Here is a 21,019-nt window from a genome sequence, read left to right on the forward strand (position 1 = left end):
TTTTGTGTACATTATAGATTGTGATAGAGTTAAGAATATAGATATACATAGATTGAAGAAATAAATGGAGTGATGAGAAGTGGAATATCAATACCCTATCTCCCTTGATTGGAGTACAGAAGAAATTATTGATGTAGTGAAGTTTTTTGAAAGCATTGAACGAGCTTATGAAAAAGGTATTGAGCGTGATCACCTAATGGCAGTCTATCGCCGATTTAAAGAAATTGTGCCAAGTAAAGCAGAAGAAAAAACAATCTGTAACGATTTTGAAGATCAAAGCAAATACTCTTCTTATCGAACGATTCAAAAAGCAAAGGCTGCTTCTTCTGGAGATATTATAAAAATGTAAAAAATGAGGCTGGGACAAAAGTAGTTTAGCCGAAGTAAAAAACGAATCATTAATCAAATTGTTTGATTAATGATTCGTTTTTTTTGTTACGGTGAACATAGAGTTTATCTGTTTCGTTTCTTCGAGCAGTTGATTGGAGGGCAAGGCGAAGACTCCTGCAGGGAAATCAACTGCGGTGTCACAAGCGTTTCAGCTTATGTATCCCATTTATTGGTCTTTCGATGAGCTTCCTTTCGTTATGTCTCACCCTCATTTTTTTTATATCAATTCGTTAAAATTATGCATATGCTTTTTTAGTTAGTTCATATAATGGAGTTACCGTATGAAATGTTTGTTCAATACGAGCCATCCATTCTTCGCCGTTCATTGCAATCGCTTCTTCTTTTGGAATTGTAATGCCGCATAGGATCTCAGCTTTTTTAACCGTCTCTAGACGTTCAAACAAACTCTCTAAGTCTTCAGAAGATAAGTCGCCCATTTTGTCACTATCAGGTTTTGTATGATCTTTCGACCAAACAAACGAGGCTGGGATATTTTGACGAATCTCCTCAATGTTTTGTTTTAGCAGCTTTCCAAATTGTTCTTTAATAGGTGATTCGTAAATGACGGCGAACCACACAAAGACATGTGTTTCCCAAAGGCCAATTTGAAAATGAGGGAGCTTTTTATACCCGCGTTTACTGTTAGCAAAGGCTACCCACGTATCTACTGGCGGGTTAACTGTTCTTCGTGCATGTTTGGCAATGTGTACGAACATTTCATCTCCACAAAGTGAAGAAAGAGTAGGAGCAAAATGATTGCTCAATTGTTCGAATTTTGGGCGTATCGTTGTCTTGATGGCTTCCATACGTGCATCAAGTCCCTCGATACGGAATACGTTAAAGTCATCTTGTGAAAATCCTGAGAATGCCATGTGAAACCTCCGTTTTTTAGTGAATATGTATAGCTGCTGTGCATCTATGCAAGTAAGTATGATTTACGCGAAGATTCTACCACATGAAAAGCATAAACACCAATTAATTCGCATATGCTTGTCAAAACGTGTCTATCATTTTTTTATAGGTAATCACACAATTTAGTTACATGAGATTAGGTTTCGACATAGACTATATCAATCAAAATATCTGAAAATTTAGTTTTCTATAAGCGGGTTCAATAATTTGAGAGGGGTGTTTGAAACATGAAACAAGTGGTGAATATGTATAAGAAGAATGATGGACAAAAAAGATTAGGTGTAATTCGTTTGGAGTTAGATTACGAGTTAGCGACGTTATATGAAGCCATGATGGAGAATAATGAGGAACAAAAACAAAAATGTAAGCGAAAGCTCGAGAAACTTCGTGAAGAAATGATATCTCTTCAGTAGCAGATACGGGAATAAAATAGAACAAATAAGGGTAAACTGTAAAAAAGGATTAAACTGAATGAGCAGATTCATAAGTGGTAACAGAGCACGTGGGAGAAGAAGCGGCAGTTCTTCTCCCACGTGCTCTGTTAATTGACATCTTGCAGAGGTTTTTTTAAGCTTAAATAAGAGACGTATTTTTGAGGGGGAATTGAGATGACGCAACGCTGGAAAGAAATCGATACATACGTTAAAGAGTGGCTAAAAGAAGCTGGACAAAAAATTCAACAGTCGTTTAGTAAAGAACTTCTCATTCAAACGAAATCGAATCCAAATGATTTAGTAACAAATATGGATAAAGAAATCGAACAGTTTTTTATCTCAAAAATCAATGAAACCTTTCCGAAACATCATATTCTTGGAGAAGAAGGATATGGAGAAGAGCTTGAATCAGAAGAAGGAACGATTTGGATTATCGATCCAATCGACGGGACGATGAACTTTGTTCATCAGCAGCGGAATTTTGCTATTTCTATCGGTATATTTGAAAATGGTGTAGGACAAGCAGGTTATATTTATGATGTTATTCATAATGAGCTGTATCATGCTTTAAAAGGACAGGGCGCGTTTATGAATGACATCCAATTGCCGAAACTTGAACCTGTACCAGTTGAACAAGCTATTATTAGCCTAAATGCAACATGGGTAACGGAGAACCGCCGTATTGATCCTTCCGTATTAAGTCCGCTTGTGCGTAAAGTAAGAGGGACCCGTTCATATGGATCCGCAGCTATTGAGCTTGCTTACGTAGCAGCTGGACGCTTGGATGGATACATTACTCTACGTTTGGCTCCATGGGACTTTGCTGCCGGTAAAGTATTGATTGAAGAAGTTGGAGGAGTTATGACGGATTTAGAAGGAAAGCCGTTAGAAATTCTTGAAAAAAGCAGTGTATTTGTAAGCAAACCAACATTACATGACGAAATCTTTCGTACGTACCTTGAAGGAAAGTGGAATAAATAAAATAGAAGTGAAGACTTACGTGTAGTCAAAGAATTTTGTGATGAAAAAACGTCATGAACCATTTTGATGTTGCAAATGGCCATGACGCTTTCAATCATCGCAAAAAAATTACAGCTGCCCTTTTTCTCGCATTTTTTTCTTAGTCGTAAAGCCAAGGCCCATTACAACAATTAAAGCTGCGATAGCTAAAATGACCCCGAGAGCGCTTCCTTCTCCGATAAATATGCCGATTGACATAATTGCCGCAGTTGCGATAAATGCATATAAAACAAATACCCACTTAATGTTTCTCATGTTGATTCCTCCCATTTATAAAGGATATTTATAGTGTACAACAAAATCATTCTGCAATTCTAGAGTTAGTGTGATATAATAGCTTAGTTATTACAAGCATAGGAGTGAAATGCGTGAACATTCGTAAAGATTTACGTAATATTGCCATTATTGCCCATGTAGACCATGGGAAAACAACGTTAGTAGATAAATTATTACATCAGTCCGGAACATTCCGTACTAATGAGCATGTTGAAGAACGTGCGATGGATTCAAATGACCTTGAGCGTGAGCGTGGAATTACAATTTTAGCGAAAAACACAGCTATTAATTATAAAGATACGCGTATCAACATTATGGATACGCCGGGACATGCTGACTTCGGTGGAGAAGTTGAGCGTATTATGAAAATGGTAGACGGTGTTCTACTTGTAGTAGACGCATATGAAGGATGTATGCCTCAAACTCGCTTTGTATTGAAAAAAGCATTAGAGCAAAACTTAACGCCGATTGTTGTTGTTAACAAAATTGACCGTGACTTTGCTCGTCCAACTGAAGTAGTGGATGAAGTAATTGACTTATTTATTGAACTAGGTGCAAGCGAGGAACAAATTGAGTTCCCTGTTGTTTATGCTTCAGCAATCAACGGAACAGCTAGCACGAACCCTGAAAAGCAAGATGAGAACATGTCATCTCTATTTGACTCAATCATTGAGCACATTCCAGCACCGGTAGACAACAGCGACGAACCACTTCAATTCCAAGTGGCAATGCTTGACTACAATGACTATCTTGGTCGTATCGGTGTAGGTCGCGTATTCCGCGGAACAATGAAAGTAGGCCAGCAAGTTGCATTAATGAAGCTTGACGGTACGGTAAAACAATTCCGTGTAACAAAATTATTCGGTTTCCTAGGCTTAAAGCGTGTTGAAATCGAAGAAGCAAAAGCAGGAGACCTGATCGCTGTATCAGGAATGGAAGACATCAACGTAGGTGAAACCGTATGTCCGTTTGACCACCAAGATGCACTGCCAATTTTACGTATTGATGAACCTACTTTACAAATGACGTTCTTAGTAAACAATTCACCGTTTGCTGGTCGTGAAGGTAAATTTGTTACATCTCGTAAAATTGAAGAGCGCTTAATGTCTGAACTTGAGACGGATGTAAGTTTACGCGTGGAAAATACTGATTCACCGGATGTATGGGTTGTTTCAGGACGTGGAGAACTTCATTTATCTATCTTAATTGAAAATATGCGTCGTGAAGGATATGAGATTCAAGTATCAAAACCTGAAGTAATCGTTCGTGAAATTGATGGCGTGCGCTGTGAGCCAGTTGAACGTGTGCAAATCGACGTGCCTGAAGAACATACGGGTTCTATTATGGAATCGATGGGTGCTCGTAAAGGTGAAATGGTTGATATGATTAACAACGGCAGCGGTCAAGTGCGTCTGATCTTTATGGTTCCTGCACGTGGTTTAATCGGTTATACAACTGAGTTCTTATCGTTAACTCGTGGATTCGGTATCATTAACCATTCATTTGATAGCTACCAGCCAATGCAGCAAGGTCAAGTTGGAGGTCGCCGTCAAGGTGTGCTTGTTTCTATGGAAAGCGGTAAATCATCTACTTATGGAATCCAAGGCGTAGAAGACCGCGGTACAATTTTCGTTGAGCCAGGTACAGAAGTATACGAAGGTATGATCGTAGGAGAACACACTCGTGAAAATGATATCGTTGTTAACATCTGTAAAATGAAGCAAATGACGAATATGCGTTCTGCTAATAAAGATCAAACAACAGGTATGAAAAAACCTCGTATTATGTCTTTAGAGCAATCACTTGAATATTTAAACGAAGATGAATATTGTGAAATCACACCAGAATCTATTCGTCTACGTAAAAAAATTCTTGATAAAAATGAACGTGAAAAAGCAGCGAAAAAGAAAAAATACGCTGACACGAAATAATAAAAAAAGTAAGTCGTTAGCTCTATCTGCTAGCGGCTTGTTTTTTATCTATTATATCAGAATTTTCTATTTTTTGAAAGCGTTTTATAAAGAAGTGATTTGGAAAGGAAAAAGGTGGCTTATATCGAATAATATAAAGTAAGGAATAGGGGGAAGAAGTATGGATGTAAAAGAACACCTTTCATTTTTTGCCGCTCTGTATCAAGTAGATGAACATGCAAAAATAGGAATGTGGCTGTTATACTTTACCATTTTAGGGCTATCTGTTCTCGTATACAAACTCGGGTTTGCAAAGAAACTGCCGCTTTTAAAATCTGTGGTTATTTATCTATTTTTAGCTTTTGGCTGTACGATTTTAACGTTTTTAGGCATTTTTTTACCTGTAGCTGAAGGGCTTGTGGTTGCAGCACTTGTATTAATTATTTATAAAATACGGCTGTATCAGGCTAAAAAGCAAAACTCCTCGTTGGGTTCATAAACGACTACATAAAAAGACGCTTGTAGCTACAAGCGTCTTTTTAGTATGATATAGCCGAAGACAAGAGCGGCTGTGAAAACTAAATGGCCAGCTGTCCAATAAAAAATCGCTACTGCATCATCCACCGCAGGCGTAGGCTTGAGCGCAAGCAGCGTCAACGGAAAATACAAAGGAATGGTTGGAAGTGTTAATAAAAAGGAACACAATACGATTTTTCGAATAGACATATTATTTAATTTACCTACTATGTAAACAAAAACGATCCCAATTGCAGCGGCAATGAGCAAATGAAAAACAAACTCTACCCATTCAGGCCATTGAATAGGGCCAATGATAGGAATAAAATCAACATTTAATAAAAGGGTATAAACTTGTTTGCCGGTTAGCCATTCTATCCATTTTAAACATAACCCAAGGATAATCCCGCTTAACATGCCAATACTTATTCCTAATCGGAGCACCTTACCAATCCTCCTCTGTCTTTTTCGACTCATATAGTTTAAAGTTGCCAGTAGCTATGCGTTCTTTTGTTCGTTTTTCAATCCGTTCAGAACATTCATTGCACATATATGTATGGATAGGACGGTTGCGCAGTCGTTTTGCTACGAGCGTTTCATCCTCAATTGTTTCAATTTTATCGCACATGACACATTGTACTCTCATTTCTATCACCTCAACTTCTCTATACATCATTCTAGCCGAAAATTCTTGTTTTATAAAGTTTTTTTGCGGTGCTGTCTCTCAGTAGAAAAGGAACGATAGGAAAACATTCCTAAAGAAGCAGGTAATTTTGCTTGTTAGCTCGAAGATAGTAACTAGTAAGTACATAAACAGTAGGAGGGATGAAAATGGCCAACGAAGTCGAGACTCAACTAGTAGATGCATTATACGATGAGCTACAGACAGAGAGATTTGCAACCATTTCAACTATTGATTTTGAAACAAACGGTCCAAATGTTAGTGCCATTTCGTGGTTAGTAGCTCCGACTAAACAAAAAATTCGATTTGCCGTAGATGTCAAATCGAGGATTGTAGAAAACATTAAACATACGAATAAAGCAGTGGTAAATATTCTTGCTAATGAATCATGCTACTCAATCAGCGGAATAGCTGAGGTAGTGCAAGAAAAGTTAGAAGGAGTGGCTTTAAAGCTGACGCTAATCGAACTAGATATTAATGAAGTAAGAGATGTCATGTTCTATGGTTCTAAGATTTCAGTAAACCCTTCATATGAAAAGACCTATGATCCAGTAGCAGCTGCTAAACTCGATAAGCAAGTAATTGAAGCGATAAAAAAAGCTTAGCAGCAGCCTGCCGCTAAGCGACTTTCTTATTCATTTTTTTGAAGATGATTATTAGATTGTTTTTCCTGCTCATTCTTTAAATTTTGCTCTTGTTTATTATTTAATTTTTGATTGTTTGTATCTGTTGAGCTAGGATTTCGGCGAATTTCTTCTGCAAATTCAGGCATCACTCGGTTTACAATGGCTGCTAATTCATCTAAAAATCCTGTAACCGGCCGACCTTTGCGAATTTCATTTCCAATTTGTTTTAGCCGAGCGACCGTATCAGGATCTGCAATAACAACAGAATTAGCGCCGTACGGATCAGCTTTCAGACCTTCGGCAACTGTATATTTGATTGAACTTACTTCTGAACGATCAATGTCTTTGCCGACGTCAATGCCTACGATTGCATACTTACCGAGCACAATGGCAGTAGCATCATTTACATTCGGAACGCTTGAAGCCAGTTCAACTAAATGAGCTGATATTTCATTAGCAGTACGCTTGTGAGAGCGCTCAGGAGATGAATTTTTGACCTGTACAATTCGATCTGTTTTTTGCCCTTCTTCAATGTCTGCTTGGTTATTGTTACAGCCGGTTAGTGTAATAAAACATAAGCTAATGGATAGAAAAAATTTGTTCATGTGGGAGACTCCTCCTTATGAATGACTCATTTTTTGTAGTAATTTGTATTTAGTTTCTAATAGTTCTTCTATCTTTATACACGTGTTCATATATTTAAAGAAAATGGTCCGTCCATTTAAGGTCACTTCACACATGTGCGTTACATAGTATATAAATGGATGGGTGCCTTGTTTCACTCCTTACAGGAAAAACAATCGGAGTAGGAGGCTGAATTATTGGGAAAAATTTATGTATTAGATACGAATGTTTTATTACAAGATCCGCATTCAATTTTTTCATTTGATGATAATGAAGTAGTGATTCCAGCCGTTGTGCTAGAAGAAGTTGATTCGAAAAAAAGAAATATGGATGAAGTCGGACGAAATGCAAGGCAGGTATCCAAACTCATTGATAACTTGAGACAACATGGAAAGTTATATGAGAAAATCCCTTTAGAAAATGGGGGCCATTTGCGAATTGAACTCAATCATCGCTCTTTTCAACAGCTTCAAGAAATCTTTGTGGAAAAAACAAATGATAATCGAATTTTAGCTGTTGCTAAAAATCTATCTCTTGAAGAGGAAACAAAAGAAGATGGACGTGAAGTGATACTAGTGAGTAAAGATGTGTTGGTACGTGTGAAGGCTGACGCAATCGGCTTAAGAGCAGAAGATTTTTTAAGTGATCGAGTAGTGGAATTCAATAGTATTTATACAGGCTTTTCGGAAGTCTATATTGCAAAAGAACTGCTGAGTCAATTTTACGAAAAAGGAGAACTGCTAACGTCTCAAATTGCGAACCACTTCTTTTTTGCAAATCAATTCTTAGTGATGAAAGATGCATTTGGGGGATCCGGATCAGCCATCGGCATTGTCGATCAAACAACAACGAAAGTAAAAAAGCTTTTATTTGAATATGATCATATCTGGGGAATCAAACCTCGAAATGTTCAGCAAATCATGGCTTTAGAACTTCTTCTTAGAGACGACGTTCAACTGGTCACGTTAATTGGAAAGGCAGGTACGGGTAAAACGCTGCTTGCTTTAGCTTCAGGACTTATGCAGACGGAAGATCTAGGATGTTTTAAAAAGCTACTTGTAGCTCGTCCAATTGTTCCTTTAGGAAAAGATATTGGATTCTTGCCAGGAGAAAAGCAGGAGAAACTTCGTCCATGGATGCAACCAATTTATGATAACCTAGAGTACTTATTTAACACTAAAAAACCTGGAGAATTGGATGCCATTCTAGCAGGGCTCAGTTCAATAGAAGTGGAAGCCTTGACGTATATAAGAGGCCGAAGCATTCCGGAACAGTTCATTATTATTGATGAAGCGCAAAATTTAACGAAGCATGAAATTAAAACAATTTTAACACGGGTAGGGGAAAAGAGTAAAATTGTCCTTATGGGAGATCCGGCTCAAATTGATCATCCTTATTTAGATGAGTATAACAACGGATTAACGTACGTAGTTGAAAAGTTTAAAGAGCAAAAAGTATCGGGCCACGTTCGGTTAATCAAAGGAGAGCGCTCCGGGCTAGCACAATTAGCAGCTGATATTCTTTAAAAGAAGCGGGGTTCCTTTTGGAACCCCGCTTCTTTTATTATGTAACGATGATTTCTTCCACATATTTAATAGGGTTATTTCGGTTAGATCCGTCAGGTAAATAGACATAGATAGGCCCATCTTCTCTAAGAGGCTTTCCATCTTGGCTAAAACCAAAGATTAGTTTTTGTGCTTCTTCTAATGAAAAAGAAACCAGTGCGTCTTTTGTTTTAAATGAAACGTTGGTAGCTTCTTCAGTAGGTGAAGCGTTAGCTAGAAAAGGTGCAAATAAAATGCCGAATGTTCCATTTACTAGCTCCTGTTTTTTGAATTTCTTTTCGGTTTTTAACGTAGGAGGAAAGACGGCTCCCTCTTGAATTTCACGGTCCCAATGCTTCGAAACAGCCTTTGTGTACGCTTCTGTCTCGTCTTTTTGCTCCGGTGGATGTTCAAAGAAAACCTCCATATCGAGCTTGCGGTCATCGAAAATCCACACGCTTGGGTCGAGTGTCAGTGTATATTTTACTTTTCCTTTTAACATAATAATTGAATTCATCATAAATGCCCCCTTGCTAAAAGTATAAGCGCTTTCTACTTATTTGTCACTTTGATGAAAAAATTTAGTTGAGAGTGATTCTCGTATGATATAATGTAAAGGTCAACGAAAGTGCGAAATTTCCTACATCTATGGTAACGGTTTTGAGAAAGTAACAGTATAAAAAAGACGGCCAGCCTCACGGACATGTTTATCCTTGCTTTTTTGGAGCATAGCCTTTAAAATTGAGAGATAGATTAGGTAATCGCTCGCGAACGGAGGGATTGAGTTTGACGCCTGAGACAATGATAGATCATCGTGAAAAAGCGTATGCGTTGTTAAAAGCTGATGCAGATAAGATTTTGCAATTAATTCAAGTTCAAATGGATAACTTAACAATGCCACAATGTCCTCTTTATGAAGAGGTTTTAGATACACAAATGTTTGGTTTATCAAGAGAAATTGATTTTGCAGTTCGTCTTGGTTTAATTGATGAACGTGTTGGAAAAACATTGCTAGACCGCCTCGAGCGTGAACTTTCTGCACTGCATGAAGCGTTTACAAAAAAATAAAAATCACGCGATCGAAACTCAAACTATATACAAACGTAGTTTGAGTTTTTTATTACAGGTGGTTGAAATTTCCTAATTTACTCAAATTTGTACATAAAAGATGAAACGAAACAGAAACACGTCATTTTTAAAGGAAGAGGGTTATGGTAAAAAAAATATTTAGGCATTTTGACTATTCAATTGTAATTCCAGTGCTGCTTCTTTGTGCGGTTGGACTAGTTATGGTTTACAGTTCAAGTATGATTGTAAGTATTACAAGATATCATACATCAAGCGATTTCTTTTACAACAGACAAAAAATGTGGCTTGCTTTTACGCTTATATTGTTCATTTTAACAATGCTAACACCTTACAAGCTGTATCCTAAAATACTGCCTTATGCGATTCTAGGGATTTTTGTACTGCTTTTGCTTGTGTTTGTAATGGGGCATACGAGTAACAATGCGCAAAGTTGGCTGCAGCTTGGCGGGGCAAACATGCAGCCGGCTGAGTATGCCAAGCTTGTTGTCATTTTATACTTATCGTATGTTTTGTCTAAAAGGCAAGAGTATATTGACAACATCAAAAAAGCTTTTTTTGGACCTATGGGTCTTGTATTTCTAATATTAGGCTTTGTAGCTATTCAGCCTGACCTTGGAACGGGATCAATTATTTTTGCTATTGCCGTTACCATTATGCTATGTTCGGGAATCTCTAAAAAAACCTTTTTCCGCATGCTAGCACTAGGTATCATTTTGCTTACGGTAATTATTACGATTGGTTTTTTTACAGGGCAGTTTACTCCCAATCGAATTGGCCGTTTTACCGGTGCATCAGATCCATTTACGAATGCTCAAGGAACCGGTTATCAGCTGGTTAATTCATATTTAGCAATAGGTACAGGAGGCTTAAAAGGCCTTGGTTTAGGAGAAAGTGTACAAAAGTATGGTTATCTTCCGGAGCCCCATACCGATTTCATTATGGCTATTATTGCAGAAGAATTAGGGTTCTTTGGAGTTATGCTCGTGCTGGGTCTTTTAGGCTTCTTAATTTTCAGGATTTTAATGCTGGCTAAAAAATCTCAGGATCCGTTTGCCAGCATGATTTGTATTGGAGTAGCCAGTATGATAGGTATTCAAACAGGCATTAACCTTGGAGGGCTTACGGGACTCATTCCGATTACCGGGGTCACGCTTCCGTTTATCAGTTACGGAGGGTCTTCGCTGCTAACGCTGATGGTATCTATGGGAATTATTGTAAATATTTCGTTTTTCGTAAACTATCAAAATAAAAAACAGAAAAATACGGAAAATATTGTGCTACATCCGAACAATACATCAACAACAAGCGATTGATTTTCGTGAAAAAATGTGTAAAAAAAGCAAAAATTTATTGGAATTTTATCATTTTCCATTGATTTTTGCTTTTCTTTTATCCAATTTTGCTATATATTGAAGTTTATACGAAATTGAGAGGAGATTAGCAACATGAGTTTTGTAACTAAAAAAATCAAAAAAGTATTAGTAGCAAACCGAGGAGAAATTGCGATTCGTGTATTTCGAGCATGTACTGAACTGAATATTCGGACTGTTGCAATTTATTCTAAGGAAGACGCAGGTTCTTATCACCGTTACAAAGCGGATGAAGCCTATTTAGTAGGAGCGGAGAAAAAACCGATTGATGCTTATTTAGATATAGAAGGCATCATCGACATTGCTAAGTCTCATGATGTAGATGCTATTCACCCTGGCTACGGTTTTTTGTCAGAAAATATCCAATTTGCGAAACGTTGCGAAGAAGAAGGCATTATTTTTATTGGTCCAAAATCCAAGCATCTTGATATGTTTGGGGATAAAGTAAAAGCACGTCATCAGGCTATTCAAGCAGATATTCCCGTTATTCCTGGTACCGATGGTCCTATTGATTCAATTGACGAAGCAAAAGAATTTGCTAATCAGCATGGATATCCTCTAATGATCAAAGCTGCTTTGGGCGGAGGCGGTCGAGGCATGCGTATCGTTCGCGATGCAGACAGTCTGAACGAATCTTATGACCGTGCTAAATCAGAAGCAAAAGCTGCTTTTGGTAATGATGAAGTGTATGTCGAGAAACTAGTTGAAAATCCAAAACATATTGAAGTGCAAATTTTAGGTGATGAACAAGGAAATGTTGTGCATCTTTATGAACGCGACTGTTCTGTGCAGCGTCGTCACCAAAAAGTAGTAGAAGTAGCACCAAGTGTTTCTATAGATGAAGACTTACGTCTCCGCATTTGTGAAGCAGCTGTACAGCTGATGGAAAAAGTGCAGTACATAAATGCTGGTACAGTAGAATTTTTAGTATCAGGAAACGATTTTTATTTTATTGAAGTAAATCCACGTGTTCAAGTAGAGCACACAATTACTGAAATGATTACAGGTATTGATATCGTTCAATCGCAAATTTTAATTGCAGACGGCTACGGGCTTCACAGCAAGGAAGTATCCATTCCTGCACAAGATCAAATTCACGTACATGGATATGCGATTCAATCTCGTGTAACGACAGAAGATCCGTTAAACAATTTTATGCCGGATACGGGTAAGATTATGGCTTATCGTTCTGGTGGCGGTTTTGGCGTACGTTTAGATACGGGAAACAGTTTCCAAGGTGCTGTAATTACGCCTTATTATGATTCACTGTTAGTAAAAGTAACAACATGGGCATTAACATTCGATCAAGCCGCATCAAAAATGGTACGAAACTTAAAAGAATTTCGTATTCGTGGAATTAAAACCAATATTCCGTTCCTTGAAAATGTAGTGAAGCATGATAAGTTCTTAACAGGTGCTTATGATACATCATTTATTGATACAACGCCTGAACTTTTTGTTTTCCCGAAGCGAAAAGACCGCGGAACTAAAATGCTTACATACATTGGGAATGTTACGGTAAACGGATTCCCAGGTGTATCGGAAAAGAAAAAGCCAATCTTTACAAAACCGCGCGTTCCTAGTGTGGATATAAGCAAACCAATTCAAAACGGAACAAAGCAGATTTTAGATGAAAAAGGCGCTGAAGGGCTAGTAAATTGGGTGAAAGAACGCAAGGAAGTGCTATTAACGGATACAACCTTCCGTGATGGCCATCAGTCTCTTTTAGCAACGCGTATTCGTACAAACGACTTAAAACAAGTAGCTAACCCAACTGCACGCTTGCTTCCAGATTTATTTTCTATGGAAATGTGGGGGGGAGCAACGTTTGATGTTGCTTATCGATTCTTAAAAGAAGATCCGTGGGATCGCTTGCTTACTTTACGTCAACAAGCCCCAAACGTTCTTTTCCAAATGCTTCTTCGCGCGTCAAATGCGGTTGGATATAAAAACTATCCTGATAATGTAATTAAAGAATTTGTTGAAAAATCAGCTTATGCAGGTATTGATGTTTTCCGTATCTTTGACAGCTTAAATTGGGTGCAAGGAATGACTCTTGCAATTGACTCCGTTCGTCAAACAGGAAAGATTGCAGAAGCAGCAATGTGTTATACAGGTGATATTTTAGATCCGACGCGCCGTAAGTATGATTTGGATTACTACAAGAACTTAGCAAAAGAGCTTGAGCAGTCTGGAGCACATATCCTGGGCATTAAAGATATGGCGGGTCTTTTAAAACCACAGGCAGCTTATGATTTAGTATCGGCTCTAAAAGAAACGGTTGATATTCCAATCCACCTTCATACGCATGATACAAGCGGAAACGGTGTATACACGTATGCAAAAGCAATTGAAGCAGGTGTAGACATTGTAGACGTAGCCGTAAGCTCAATGGCAGGCTTAACGTCTCAGCCAAGTGCTAACTCTCTTTATTACGCCTTAGAAGGTGCGGACCGCAGACCAAATCTAGATATTAAAAATCTAGAAGAGCTTTCTTACTATTGGGAAGACGTGCGAAAATATTACCAAGACTTCGAAAGCGGCATGAACGCTCCTCATACAGAAGTATATGTGCATGAAATGCCAGGCGGTCAATATAGCAACTTACAGCAACAAGCAAAAGCAGTTGGTTTAGGAAACCGCTGGGATGAAGTAAAAGATATGTATTCACGCGTGAATTTGTTATTTGGTGATATTGTAAAAGTTACGCCATCATCAAAAGTAGTTGGAGATATGGCATTGTTTATGGTCCAAAACAACTTGACAGAAGAAACGCTGTTTGAGCGCGGTGAAACGCTTGACTTTCCGGATTCAGTTATTGAATTGTTTGAAGGGTATTTAGGACAGCCTCATGGGGGATTCCCTAAAGAGCTTCAGCGCATCATTCTAAAAGGCAGAAAACCTATTACAGTTCGTCCTGGAGAACTGTTAGAAGATGTGGACTTCGATGCAGTGAAAGAAAAGCTGTTTAAAGACTTAAATCGTCAAGTAACGAGTTTTGATGCCGTTGCTTATGCGCTGTATCCAAAAGTATTTATGGATTATCACAAAGCAGTCGAACAATACGGGGACATTTCTGTTCTTGATACCCCGACTTTCCTATACGGCATGCGTTTAGGAGAAGAGATTGAAATTGAGATTGAAAAAGGAAAAACCTTAATTGTTCGCCTTGTATCCATTGGAGAACCGCAGGCAGACGGTACGCGAGCAGTATACTTTGAATTGAACGGTCAGCCTCGTGAAGTCGTGATTAAAGACGAAAGTGTTAAAACAACCGTTACGGCAAAACAAAAAGCCGATCAAGCAAATCCGGCCCACATCGGTGCTTCAATGCCTGGAACCGTTATTCGAGTAGTAGTAGAAAAAGGCGATAAAGTCTCAAAAGGTGATCACTTAATGATCACAGAAGCAATGAAAATGGAAACAACCGTGCAAGCACCATTTGACGGCGTGATTAAACAAGTACACGTGTCGAGTGGAGATGGCATTCAGCCGGGAGATTTATTAATTGAATTAGAAAGCTGATCAAAAAAGGTACGAGCTCTGAGCTCGTACCTTTTTTGATCAATTATGTGTATGACGCGTTGCAAGTAAGGTTAAGTAGCTTAATACACCGAATAGGAAAGAGATAATTAAAGAATGAGCAAGCGCGAGCTCTAGCTGCAAACGTGTGACAACAACAAGCATACCGGAAACCGCCTGAAAAGTAACTAGAATGAGAGCAGCTAACCATCCGTAAAAAATATTTTTTTGATGGCGATAATATTTAACTGCATGGATAAAGGCGGCTAAAATCCATACAAACGTTAAAACAGCAGCGAATCGATGTCCCATTTGAATCCACTGATTCAAATCAACAGGCAGCCAACCGTTTCCGTTTGAACAAAATGGAACGTCTGGACAAGCTAAGCTAGCTTCTTTATGGCGAACAAGCGCGCCCGTGTACACAACGGCATATGTGTACAAGATAACCCCGTAAATATGTTTTTTCATTTTAGAGCCTAGCTGCATATTAGTTGCGTCGAGCTTTTGATCCACTTCAAAGATAATAAGTGTTAACAGCAGCACAGAAGCAAACGAAATAAGAGAAATACCAAAATGAAGAGCAAGCACTGCATCTGATTGCCCCCACATAACGGCAGCGGCCCCAATTAATGCTTGCAGTACTAGGAAGAAAAAAGAGATAAACGCTAAAGGTCTAACTTCTTTTATATGCCCTAGTGAAATCCATGCCCATACGCATAAAGCGAGCACAAGAAAGCCCGACACGCCAGAAACTAAGCGGTGGCTTAATTCAACAACGGTTTCAAATGTTAAAGGGTCAGGAATGAGCTGTCCATTACACAGAGGCCAAGAATCTCCGCACCCGTCTGCTGAACCAGTTTTCGTGACAAGGGCACCGCCAAGTAGAATAAGTAACATGGCCATGCTCGTCACAACGGATAAAAATTTTAATCCCAGTCGCACAATAATCACCATCCTAAAAGCAAAGTAAGTAATATAACGAGCTAAACAATTTATCCTAATCTTTTTGTATATTAAACATAAATTTCATTTATTCTCCATAAACTTGATTGAATTTGTTATAATGGTAGAAAGTGTAAGGTTTATTCATGAGTTTGACTCTGCAGATATGTAAAAGGTACCGTGCAGAAAACTATTTTACTTGCACAAATATCTTTTAACAAGTGACAGGGACATGCATTTAGCTCATGACAAAAAAAATCCATATTTTTTTCATGAATTATTCACAAAGTAACGGCAAAATATGGTTTAATAAACATGAGAAATAGATATTTCTCTACTATTTTACCGTTTACATGTGAAGCTTTTAAGTAGCTTTGGTGAGAGGAATATGACTTCTTTGTGAACAAAGAGGAGATTTTTGTAAAAATATGTTGAAAACGCCTTCATTTATAGACTCTTTATTTACTAGATAAAAGTCTGTGGATGAGTAAAGGAGGAAGCGCCATGGAAGATTCAAAAATGGTGGAAGATTCAACGCTTTCTGCATCGCCTAACACAGCTCATGTAAGCGAAAATAGTTCCGTTTGGTCAGACTTTTTAGCTACGATTAAAATTGGAATAGTCAACTCGAATTTCATCACCACCTTTACTGGTTTTTGGCTAGCTCTTTTCTTCAACGAACAACACTTCTTAGAAAACCTGGATAAAGCATTTTTTACTTTAATAGGTTCTTCACTTATCATCGCCGGTTCATGCAGTTTGAACAATTACATAGATCGTGACATTGACCCTCTAATGGAACGAACAAAGGGACGACCTACAGTGACAGGGAGTTTTACACCTTTGACGGTCCTTGGGATTGGAATCGGTTTTACGTTAACCGGCTTGCTTATGCTACTAGTTGTTTCTTCAGTAGCCGCTCTCATTGGATTAGCAGGAATACTTACATATGTAGTTCTTTACAGCATGTGGTCCAAAAGACTATACACAATTAATACAGTAATCGGAAGTATATCAGGAGCTGTCCCGCCTTTAATTGGATGGGCGGCTATTGATCCCAATTTACATGTAGTGGCTTGGGTATTATTTTTAATCATGTTTATTTGGCAGCCCCCTCATTTTCTAGCTCTTGCTATGCGAAGATGTGAAGAATACCGGGCAGCGGGAATCCCTATGTTGCCTGTTGTACACGGGTTTGAGCTTACAAAACGACAGATTCTCATTTGGATTGCTTGTTTGTTGCCATTACCTCTTTATTTATACGAATTAGGCACTCCATTTCTAATTTTGGCCACTGTTTTAAACATAGGATGGCTATTTTTAGGATTTGCTCAATACAATAAACAAGAAGACACAAAGTGGGCTAGCATGATGTTTGTCTACTCACTAAACTATTTAACTATTTTATTTGTCTCAATGATTGTCGCAACGCTTTTTGCCTAGATAAAATCTTTCACTGAATGCGACACTGCACAAGGGGGATTTCTTCTACATGTAGAATTCATTATAGAAGGAATAAGTTTTATGCTCAAGAGGGCATAGATGAAATCACGTCAATGAAAGAGAGGTTGGGGAATGGTATGAAAAAATGGCGATTGAACTTTCGCGTTTTGTCGTTATTTACGCTGCTTGCATTCGTGTTATCGGCCTGTGGAAAACCGTTTTTGTCAACACTTAAGCCTGCAGGTGAGGTAGCTGAAGAACAATATTCGCTTATGCTGCTTAGTACAGCCATCATGGTTTTAGTTATTATTGTTGTCACCATTATCTTTATATTTGTTATTTTGCGCTTTCGTCGTCGTAAAGGCGAAGAAAATGTGATTCCAAAGCAAGTAGAGGGAAGCAGAAAGTTAGAAATTATATGGACAGTGATCCCTATCTTGCTGCTGATTATTTTGACTGTTCCAACGGTCATCTCAACATTTAAGCTAGCGGATGTAAAAGGAATGAAGGACAAAGATGCTGTCGTAGTAAATGTGCGCGCTAACTTGTACTGGTGGGAATTTGAGTATCCTAATCAAAAAATTATTACATCGCAAGATCTAGTTGTTCCAACGGATAAAAAAGTCTACTTTAACATTAAAGCTTCTGACGTCAAGCACTCATTCTGGATTCCTTCAGTTGGAGGAAAGCTCGATGCTAACACAGAAAATGATAATAAATTCTGGCTAGTGTTTGATTCTAAAAAATCGAAGGAAGCTAACGGGGTTTTCTACGGAAAATGTGCTGAGCTTTGCGGTCCATCTCATTCTCTTATGGACTTTAAAGTACGGGCTGTATCAAGCGATGAATTTGATACGTGGGCAAAAGATTTGAAAAAGGCAAAGCCTGATGTAGAAACAGCATCCGCGAAAGCTGGTCAAGAGGTCTTTAATGAAAGCTGTATCGGATGTCATGCTGTTGACGTCAAAGACAATCGTCCAGAACAAGCTCGTCAAGCACCAAACTTAGCCGGTTTTTCTGAACGTGAGCGTGTAGCTGGGGTGCTTCCTCACAACAAGGAAAATATCAAAAAATGGTTAAAAGACCCTGAAAAAGTTAAGCCGGGTAATAAGATGAGTGGTACATATCCTGACTTAACAGATGAACAAGTGAATGAGCTAGCAGACTATTTAATGAGTTTAAAAGAAAAATAAACGTCCAGTCGTTTTTAAAAGGGGAGGTTTAGCGATGAGTACACTCAGTCAAAAGAAGGGTGTAGGTGGAACAATTTGGGACTTTATGACAACCGTTGACCATAAGAAAATTGCCATTCTTTATCTAATTGCCGGCGGTATCTTTTTTCTAGTCGGAGGAGTGGAAGCGCTATTTATACGTATTCAGCTGGCTATACCAAGCAATGACTTTGTTAGTGCAGGAACGTATAATGAAATTTTAACAATGCATGGAACAACAATGATTTTCTTAGCCGCAATGCCGCTTCTTTTTGCCATGATGAATGCAGTTGTTCCGCTGCAAATTGGAGCTCGAGATGTAGCATTTCCATTTTTAAATTTGTTAGGTTTTTGGTTGTTTGCCTTTGGGGGACTCTTTTTAAATCTAAGCTGGTTTTTAGGAGGAGCACCTGATGCAGGGTGGACCTCATATGCTTCGCTGTCTATTGCATCACCTGGTCACGGAATTGATTTTTATGCGATAGGTTTGCAGATTTCCGGAGCCGGGACATTGATTTCAGGTATCAACTTTCTCGTGACAATCATTAACATGAGGGCGCCAGGTATGACTTATATGCGTATGCCGCTGTTTACGTGGACGACGTTTGTTGCATCAGCCCTTATTTTGTTTGCGTTTCCAGCACTAACGGTTGGATTGTTTTTAATGATTTTTGACCGATTATTCGGGGGAAACTTTTTTGACGCCACAATGGGTGGGAACACCATTATCTGGGAACATCTTTTCTGGATATTCGGTCATCCGGAAGTATATATTTTAATTCTTCCAGCGTTTGGTGTTTTCTCTGAAATTTTACCTACTTTTTCAAGAAAGAGATTATTCGGGTACTCGTCGATGGTTTTTGCTACCGTATTAATCGGATTTTTAGGGTTCATGGTGTGGGCTCACCACATGTTTACAACCGGACTTGGTCCAATTGCAAATGCCATTTTTGCTGTCGCTACGATGGCTATCGCCGTTCCAACTGGAATTAAAATTTTCAACTGGTTGTTTACGCTTTGGGGAGGAAGTATTGAGTTTACGTCTCCAATGCTGTATGCTGTCGCTTTTATTCCATCATTTGTTATCGGGGGAGTAACAGGAGTTATGGCAGCTGTAGCACCTGCAGATTATCAATTTCAAGATTCTTATTTTATCGTTGCTCACTTCCATTACGTTATCGTAGGCGGTGTCGTATACGCTATATTAGCAGGTGTCACATACTGGTGGCCAAAAATGTTTGGGAAGATGTTAGATGAAAAGTTAAGCAAAGCAACGTTCTGGCTCTTTTTGATTGGTTTCCACTTAACGTTCTTTATTCAGCATTTCTTAGGACTAATGGGGATGCCTCGCCGCGTATGGACGTTCTTGCCTAATCAAGGTCTTGACCTTGGGAATGCAATCAGTTCATCAGGAGCTGCTTTCATGGCGGTTGCTACGCTCATTTTACTGGTTAATATTATAAAAACAACTGCCAAAGGACAAAAGGTAGGAGGAGACCCTTGGGGAGACGGACGCACATTAGAATGGGCTATTTCATCTCCGCCTCCAGAGTATAACTTTAAACAAACGCCGCTTGTACGCGGGTTAGATGCATATTGGATTGAAAAAATGGCAGGAAATAAAGAAATGACGCCAGCCGAACCTCTTGGTGATATTCATATGCCAAACTCATCGTTTATTCCATTTATGATATCGCTTGGAATGTTTATTGCAGGGATTGGCTTTTTGTATCGAAATGATCATGCGTGGGGAGATATTGTAGGGATTATCGGAATGATCGTCATGTTTTTATCGATGTTCTTCCGTTCATGGATTGATGATCACGGCTTTCATATTCATAAAGAAGACTTAGTTGATGATGACAAGGAGGCGAAGATGTAATGGAGACTGAACAAAAGCTAACTGCTGAAACTTTCCCTGCTTCGCCTGAAAAAGCAACGCTTGAAGGGAAAAATAAATTTACTGGCTTTTGGCTCTTTTTAGGCGGAGAGACGGTTTTGTTTGCTTCACTTTTTGCTACTTATTTAGCTTTACGTAATTCAACGATGTCAGGACCTAAGCCAGAAGAATTGTTTGATATTAAGCTTGTTTTTGCAGCCACCATGATTTTATTAACAAGTTCACTAACAAGCGTATATGCTATGTATCATATGAAAAATTTTGAATTTAAAAAGATGCAGCTATGGTTAGGCGTTACGTGGCTTTTAGGCTTAGCGTTTTTAGGGCTAGAAATTTATGAGTTCAGGCATTATGTTCATGAAGGGCATACGTTTACAAGCAGCGCATTCGGTTCTTCTTTCTACGCGCTGGTTGGGACCCACGGAGCTCACGTAACGTTCGGATTGCTTTGGATTGGTTCTTTGATGATTCGAAATGCGAAGCGGGGGTTAAACTTATATAACGCTCCTAAATATTATGTCGCAAGTTTATACTGGCACTTTATCGATGTTGTGTGGGTCTTTATTTTCACGGTTGTATATTTAATGGGAATGGTGGGATAAGCT

At 38.6% G+C, this 21,019-nt stretch carries 21 protein-coding genes; 14 read left to right on the forward strand and 7 right to left on the reverse strand.

Annotated elements, in window-relative coordinates; translation table 11 throughout:
- Positions 1–79: 79 nt before the first annotated feature.
- The gene (locus AC0C45_RS10255) at positions 80–349 is read left to right on the forward strand and encodes a UPF0223 family protein (RefSeq protein WP_013056061.1); all 270 of its coding nucleotides are present in this window, start codon (positions 80–82) and stop codon (positions 347–349) included.
- A 277-nt stretch (positions 350–626) separates the two neighbouring features.
- On the opposite strand, the gene AC0C45_RS10260 is transcribed toward AC0C45_RS10255, so the two are convergent.
- Positions 627–1,262 carry a YktB family protein gene (locus AC0C45_RS10260; RefSeq protein WP_034653469.1) on the reverse strand — a complete coding sequence of 212 codons (636 nt, stop codon included), beginning with the start codon at positions 1,260–1,262 and terminating at the stop codon, positions 627–629.
- Between the two features lie 267 nt (positions 1,263–1,529).
- On the opposite strand from AC0C45_RS10260, the gene AC0C45_RS10265 reads away from it, so the two are divergent.
- Both AC0C45_RS10265 and AC0C45_RS10270 read left to right on the forward strand, forming a co-directional pair.
- Positions 1,530–1,715 carry a hypothetical protein gene (locus tag AC0C45_RS10265; RefSeq protein WP_013056063.1) on the forward strand — a complete coding sequence of 62 codons (186 nt, stop codon included), beginning with the start codon at positions 1,530–1,532 and terminating at the stop codon, positions 1,713–1,715.
- Positions 1,716–1,910: 195 nt separating this feature from the next.
- Positions 1,911–2,717 carry an inositol monophosphatase family protein gene (locus AC0C45_RS10270; RefSeq protein ID WP_162213859.1) on the forward strand — a complete coding sequence of 269 codons (807 nt, stop codon included), beginning with the start codon at positions 1,911–1,913 and terminating at the stop codon, positions 2,715–2,717.
- A 108-nt stretch (positions 2,718–2,825) separates the two neighbouring features.
- On the opposite strand, the gene AC0C45_RS10275 is transcribed toward AC0C45_RS10270, so the two are convergent.
- Complete coding sequence (locus AC0C45_RS10275) at positions 2,826–3,011, reverse strand: YlaF family protein (RefSeq protein ID WP_016763441.1); 186 nt, start codon at positions 3,009–3,011, stop codon at positions 2,826–2,828.
- 113 nt (positions 3,012–3,124) lie between these two features.
- Here AC0C45_RS10275 and typA point away from each other — a divergent pair, with 113 nt between their 5' ends.
- Positions 3,125–4,963 carry a translational GTPase TypA gene (typA, locus tag AC0C45_RS10280; RefSeq protein ID WP_013056066.1) on the forward strand — a complete coding sequence of 613 codons (1,839 nt, stop codon included), beginning with the start codon at positions 3,125–3,127 and terminating at the stop codon, positions 4,961–4,963.
- A 160-nt stretch (positions 4,964–5,123) separates the two neighbouring features.
- Positions 5,124–5,441, forward strand: a complete 318-nt coding sequence (locus tag AC0C45_RS10285; RefSeq protein WP_013082301.1) for a YlaH-like family protein — start codon at positions 5,124–5,126, stop codon at positions 5,439–5,441.
- A gap of 26 nt (positions 5,442–5,467) precedes the next feature.
- Here the strand turns inward: AC0C45_RS10285 and AC0C45_RS10290 are convergent, their stop codons facing one another.
- A complete protein-coding gene (locus AC0C45_RS10290; protein ID WP_016763442.1) occupies positions 5,468–5,902 on the reverse strand; it encodes a hypothetical protein in 435 nt (144 codons plus the stop codon).
- A gap of 1 nt (position 5,903) precedes the next feature.
- The gene (locus AC0C45_RS10295) at positions 5,904–6,104 is read right to left on the reverse strand and encodes a YlaI family protein (protein WP_013056069.1); all 201 of its coding nucleotides are present in this window, start codon (positions 6,102–6,104) and stop codon (positions 5,904–5,906) included.
- A 185-nt stretch (positions 6,105–6,289) separates the two neighbouring features.
- On the opposite strand from AC0C45_RS10295, the gene AC0C45_RS10300 reads away from it, so the two are divergent.
- Entirely contained in the window at positions 6,290–6,745 is a 456-nt protein-coding gene (locus tag AC0C45_RS10300) for a pyridoxamine 5'-phosphate oxidase family protein (RefSeq protein WP_013082304.1), read from the forward strand.
- A gap of 26 nt (positions 6,746–6,771) precedes the next feature.
- On the opposite strand, the gene AC0C45_RS10305 is transcribed toward AC0C45_RS10300, so the two are convergent.
- Positions 6,772–7,371 carry a YhcN/YlaJ family sporulation lipoprotein gene (locus AC0C45_RS10305; RefSeq protein WP_034653464.1) on the reverse strand — a complete coding sequence of 200 codons (600 nt, stop codon included), beginning with the start codon at positions 7,369–7,371 and terminating at the stop codon, positions 6,772–6,774.
- A gap of 216 nt (positions 7,372–7,587) precedes the next feature.
- Here AC0C45_RS10305 and AC0C45_RS10310 point away from each other — a divergent pair, with 216 nt between their 5' ends.
- Complete coding sequence (locus AC0C45_RS10310; protein ID WP_257063096.1) at positions 7,588–8,916, forward strand: PhoH family protein; 1,329 nt, start codon at positions 7,588–7,590, stop codon at positions 8,914–8,916.
- Between the two features lie 37 nt (positions 8,917–8,953).
- On the opposite strand, the gene AC0C45_RS10315 is transcribed toward AC0C45_RS10310, so the two are convergent.
- Complete coding sequence (locus AC0C45_RS10315) at positions 8,954–9,454, reverse strand: hypothetical protein (RefSeq protein ID WP_080967530.1); 501 nt, start codon at positions 9,452–9,454, stop codon at positions 8,954–8,956.
- Between the two features lie 281 nt (positions 9,455–9,735).
- Between AC0C45_RS10315 and AC0C45_RS10320 the strand changes: the two genes are divergently transcribed.
- From AC0C45_RS10320 to pyc, 3 genes are all read left to right on the forward strand, one after another.
- Positions 9,736–10,002, forward strand: coding sequence for an Fpa/YlaN family protein (locus tag AC0C45_RS10320; protein WP_370506486.1), 267 nt, complete (start codon positions 9,736–9,738; stop codon positions 10,000–10,002).
- Positions 10,003–10,145: 143 nt separating this feature from the next.
- Complete coding sequence (locus AC0C45_RS10325; RefSeq protein WP_047930950.1) at positions 10,146–11,336, forward strand: FtsW/RodA/SpoVE family cell cycle protein; 1,191 nt, start codon at positions 10,146–10,148, stop codon at positions 11,334–11,336.
- Positions 11,337–11,468: 132 nt separating this feature from the next.
- Positions 11,469–14,918 (forward strand): pyruvate carboxylase, encoded by a 3,450-nt coding sequence (pyc, locus tag AC0C45_RS10330; RefSeq protein ID WP_472928127.1) that lies wholly within the window; start codon positions 11,469–11,471, stop codon positions 14,916–14,918.
- A gap of 39 nt (positions 14,919–14,957) precedes the next feature.
- Here pyc and AC0C45_RS10335 read toward each other — a convergent pair whose 3' ends face one another.
- Complete coding sequence (locus AC0C45_RS10335; protein WP_034653460.1) at positions 14,958–15,860, reverse strand: COX15/CtaA family protein; 903 nt, start codon at positions 15,858–15,860, stop codon at positions 14,958–14,960.
- 504 nt (positions 15,861–16,364) lie between these two features.
- Between AC0C45_RS10335 and cyoE the strand changes: the two genes are divergently transcribed.
- The 4 genes from cyoE (at position 16,365) to ctaE (ending at position 21,016) form a co-directional block, all read left to right on the forward strand.
- On the forward strand, positions 16,365–17,303 hold the full coding sequence (gene cyoE, locus AC0C45_RS10340; RefSeq protein WP_034653457.1) for a heme o synthase: 939 nt from the start codon (positions 16,365–16,367) through the stop codon (positions 17,301–17,303).
- Positions 17,304–17,440: 137 nt separating this feature from the next.
- The gene (gene coxB, locus AC0C45_RS10345) at positions 17,441–18,496 is read left to right on the forward strand and encodes a cytochrome c oxidase subunit II (RefSeq protein WP_016763448.1); all 1,056 of its coding nucleotides are present in this window, start codon (positions 17,441–17,443) and stop codon (positions 18,494–18,496) included.
- Between the two features lie 34 nt (positions 18,497–18,530).
- Complete coding sequence (gene ctaD, locus AC0C45_RS10350) at positions 18,531–20,396, forward strand: cytochrome c oxidase subunit I (protein ID WP_013082312.1); 1,866 nt, start codon at positions 18,531–18,533, stop codon at positions 20,394–20,396.
- Positions 20,396–21,016, forward strand: coding sequence for a cytochrome c oxidase subunit III (gene ctaE / locus AC0C45_RS10355; protein ID WP_013056081.1), 621 nt, complete (start codon positions 20,396–20,398; stop codon positions 21,014–21,016). The genes ctaD and ctaE overlap by 1 nt, the downstream gene beginning before the upstream one ends.
- The last annotated feature ends 3 nt before the right edge of the window (positions 21,017–21,019 follow it).

Source organism: Priestia sp. VA7 (assembly GCF_055710015.1).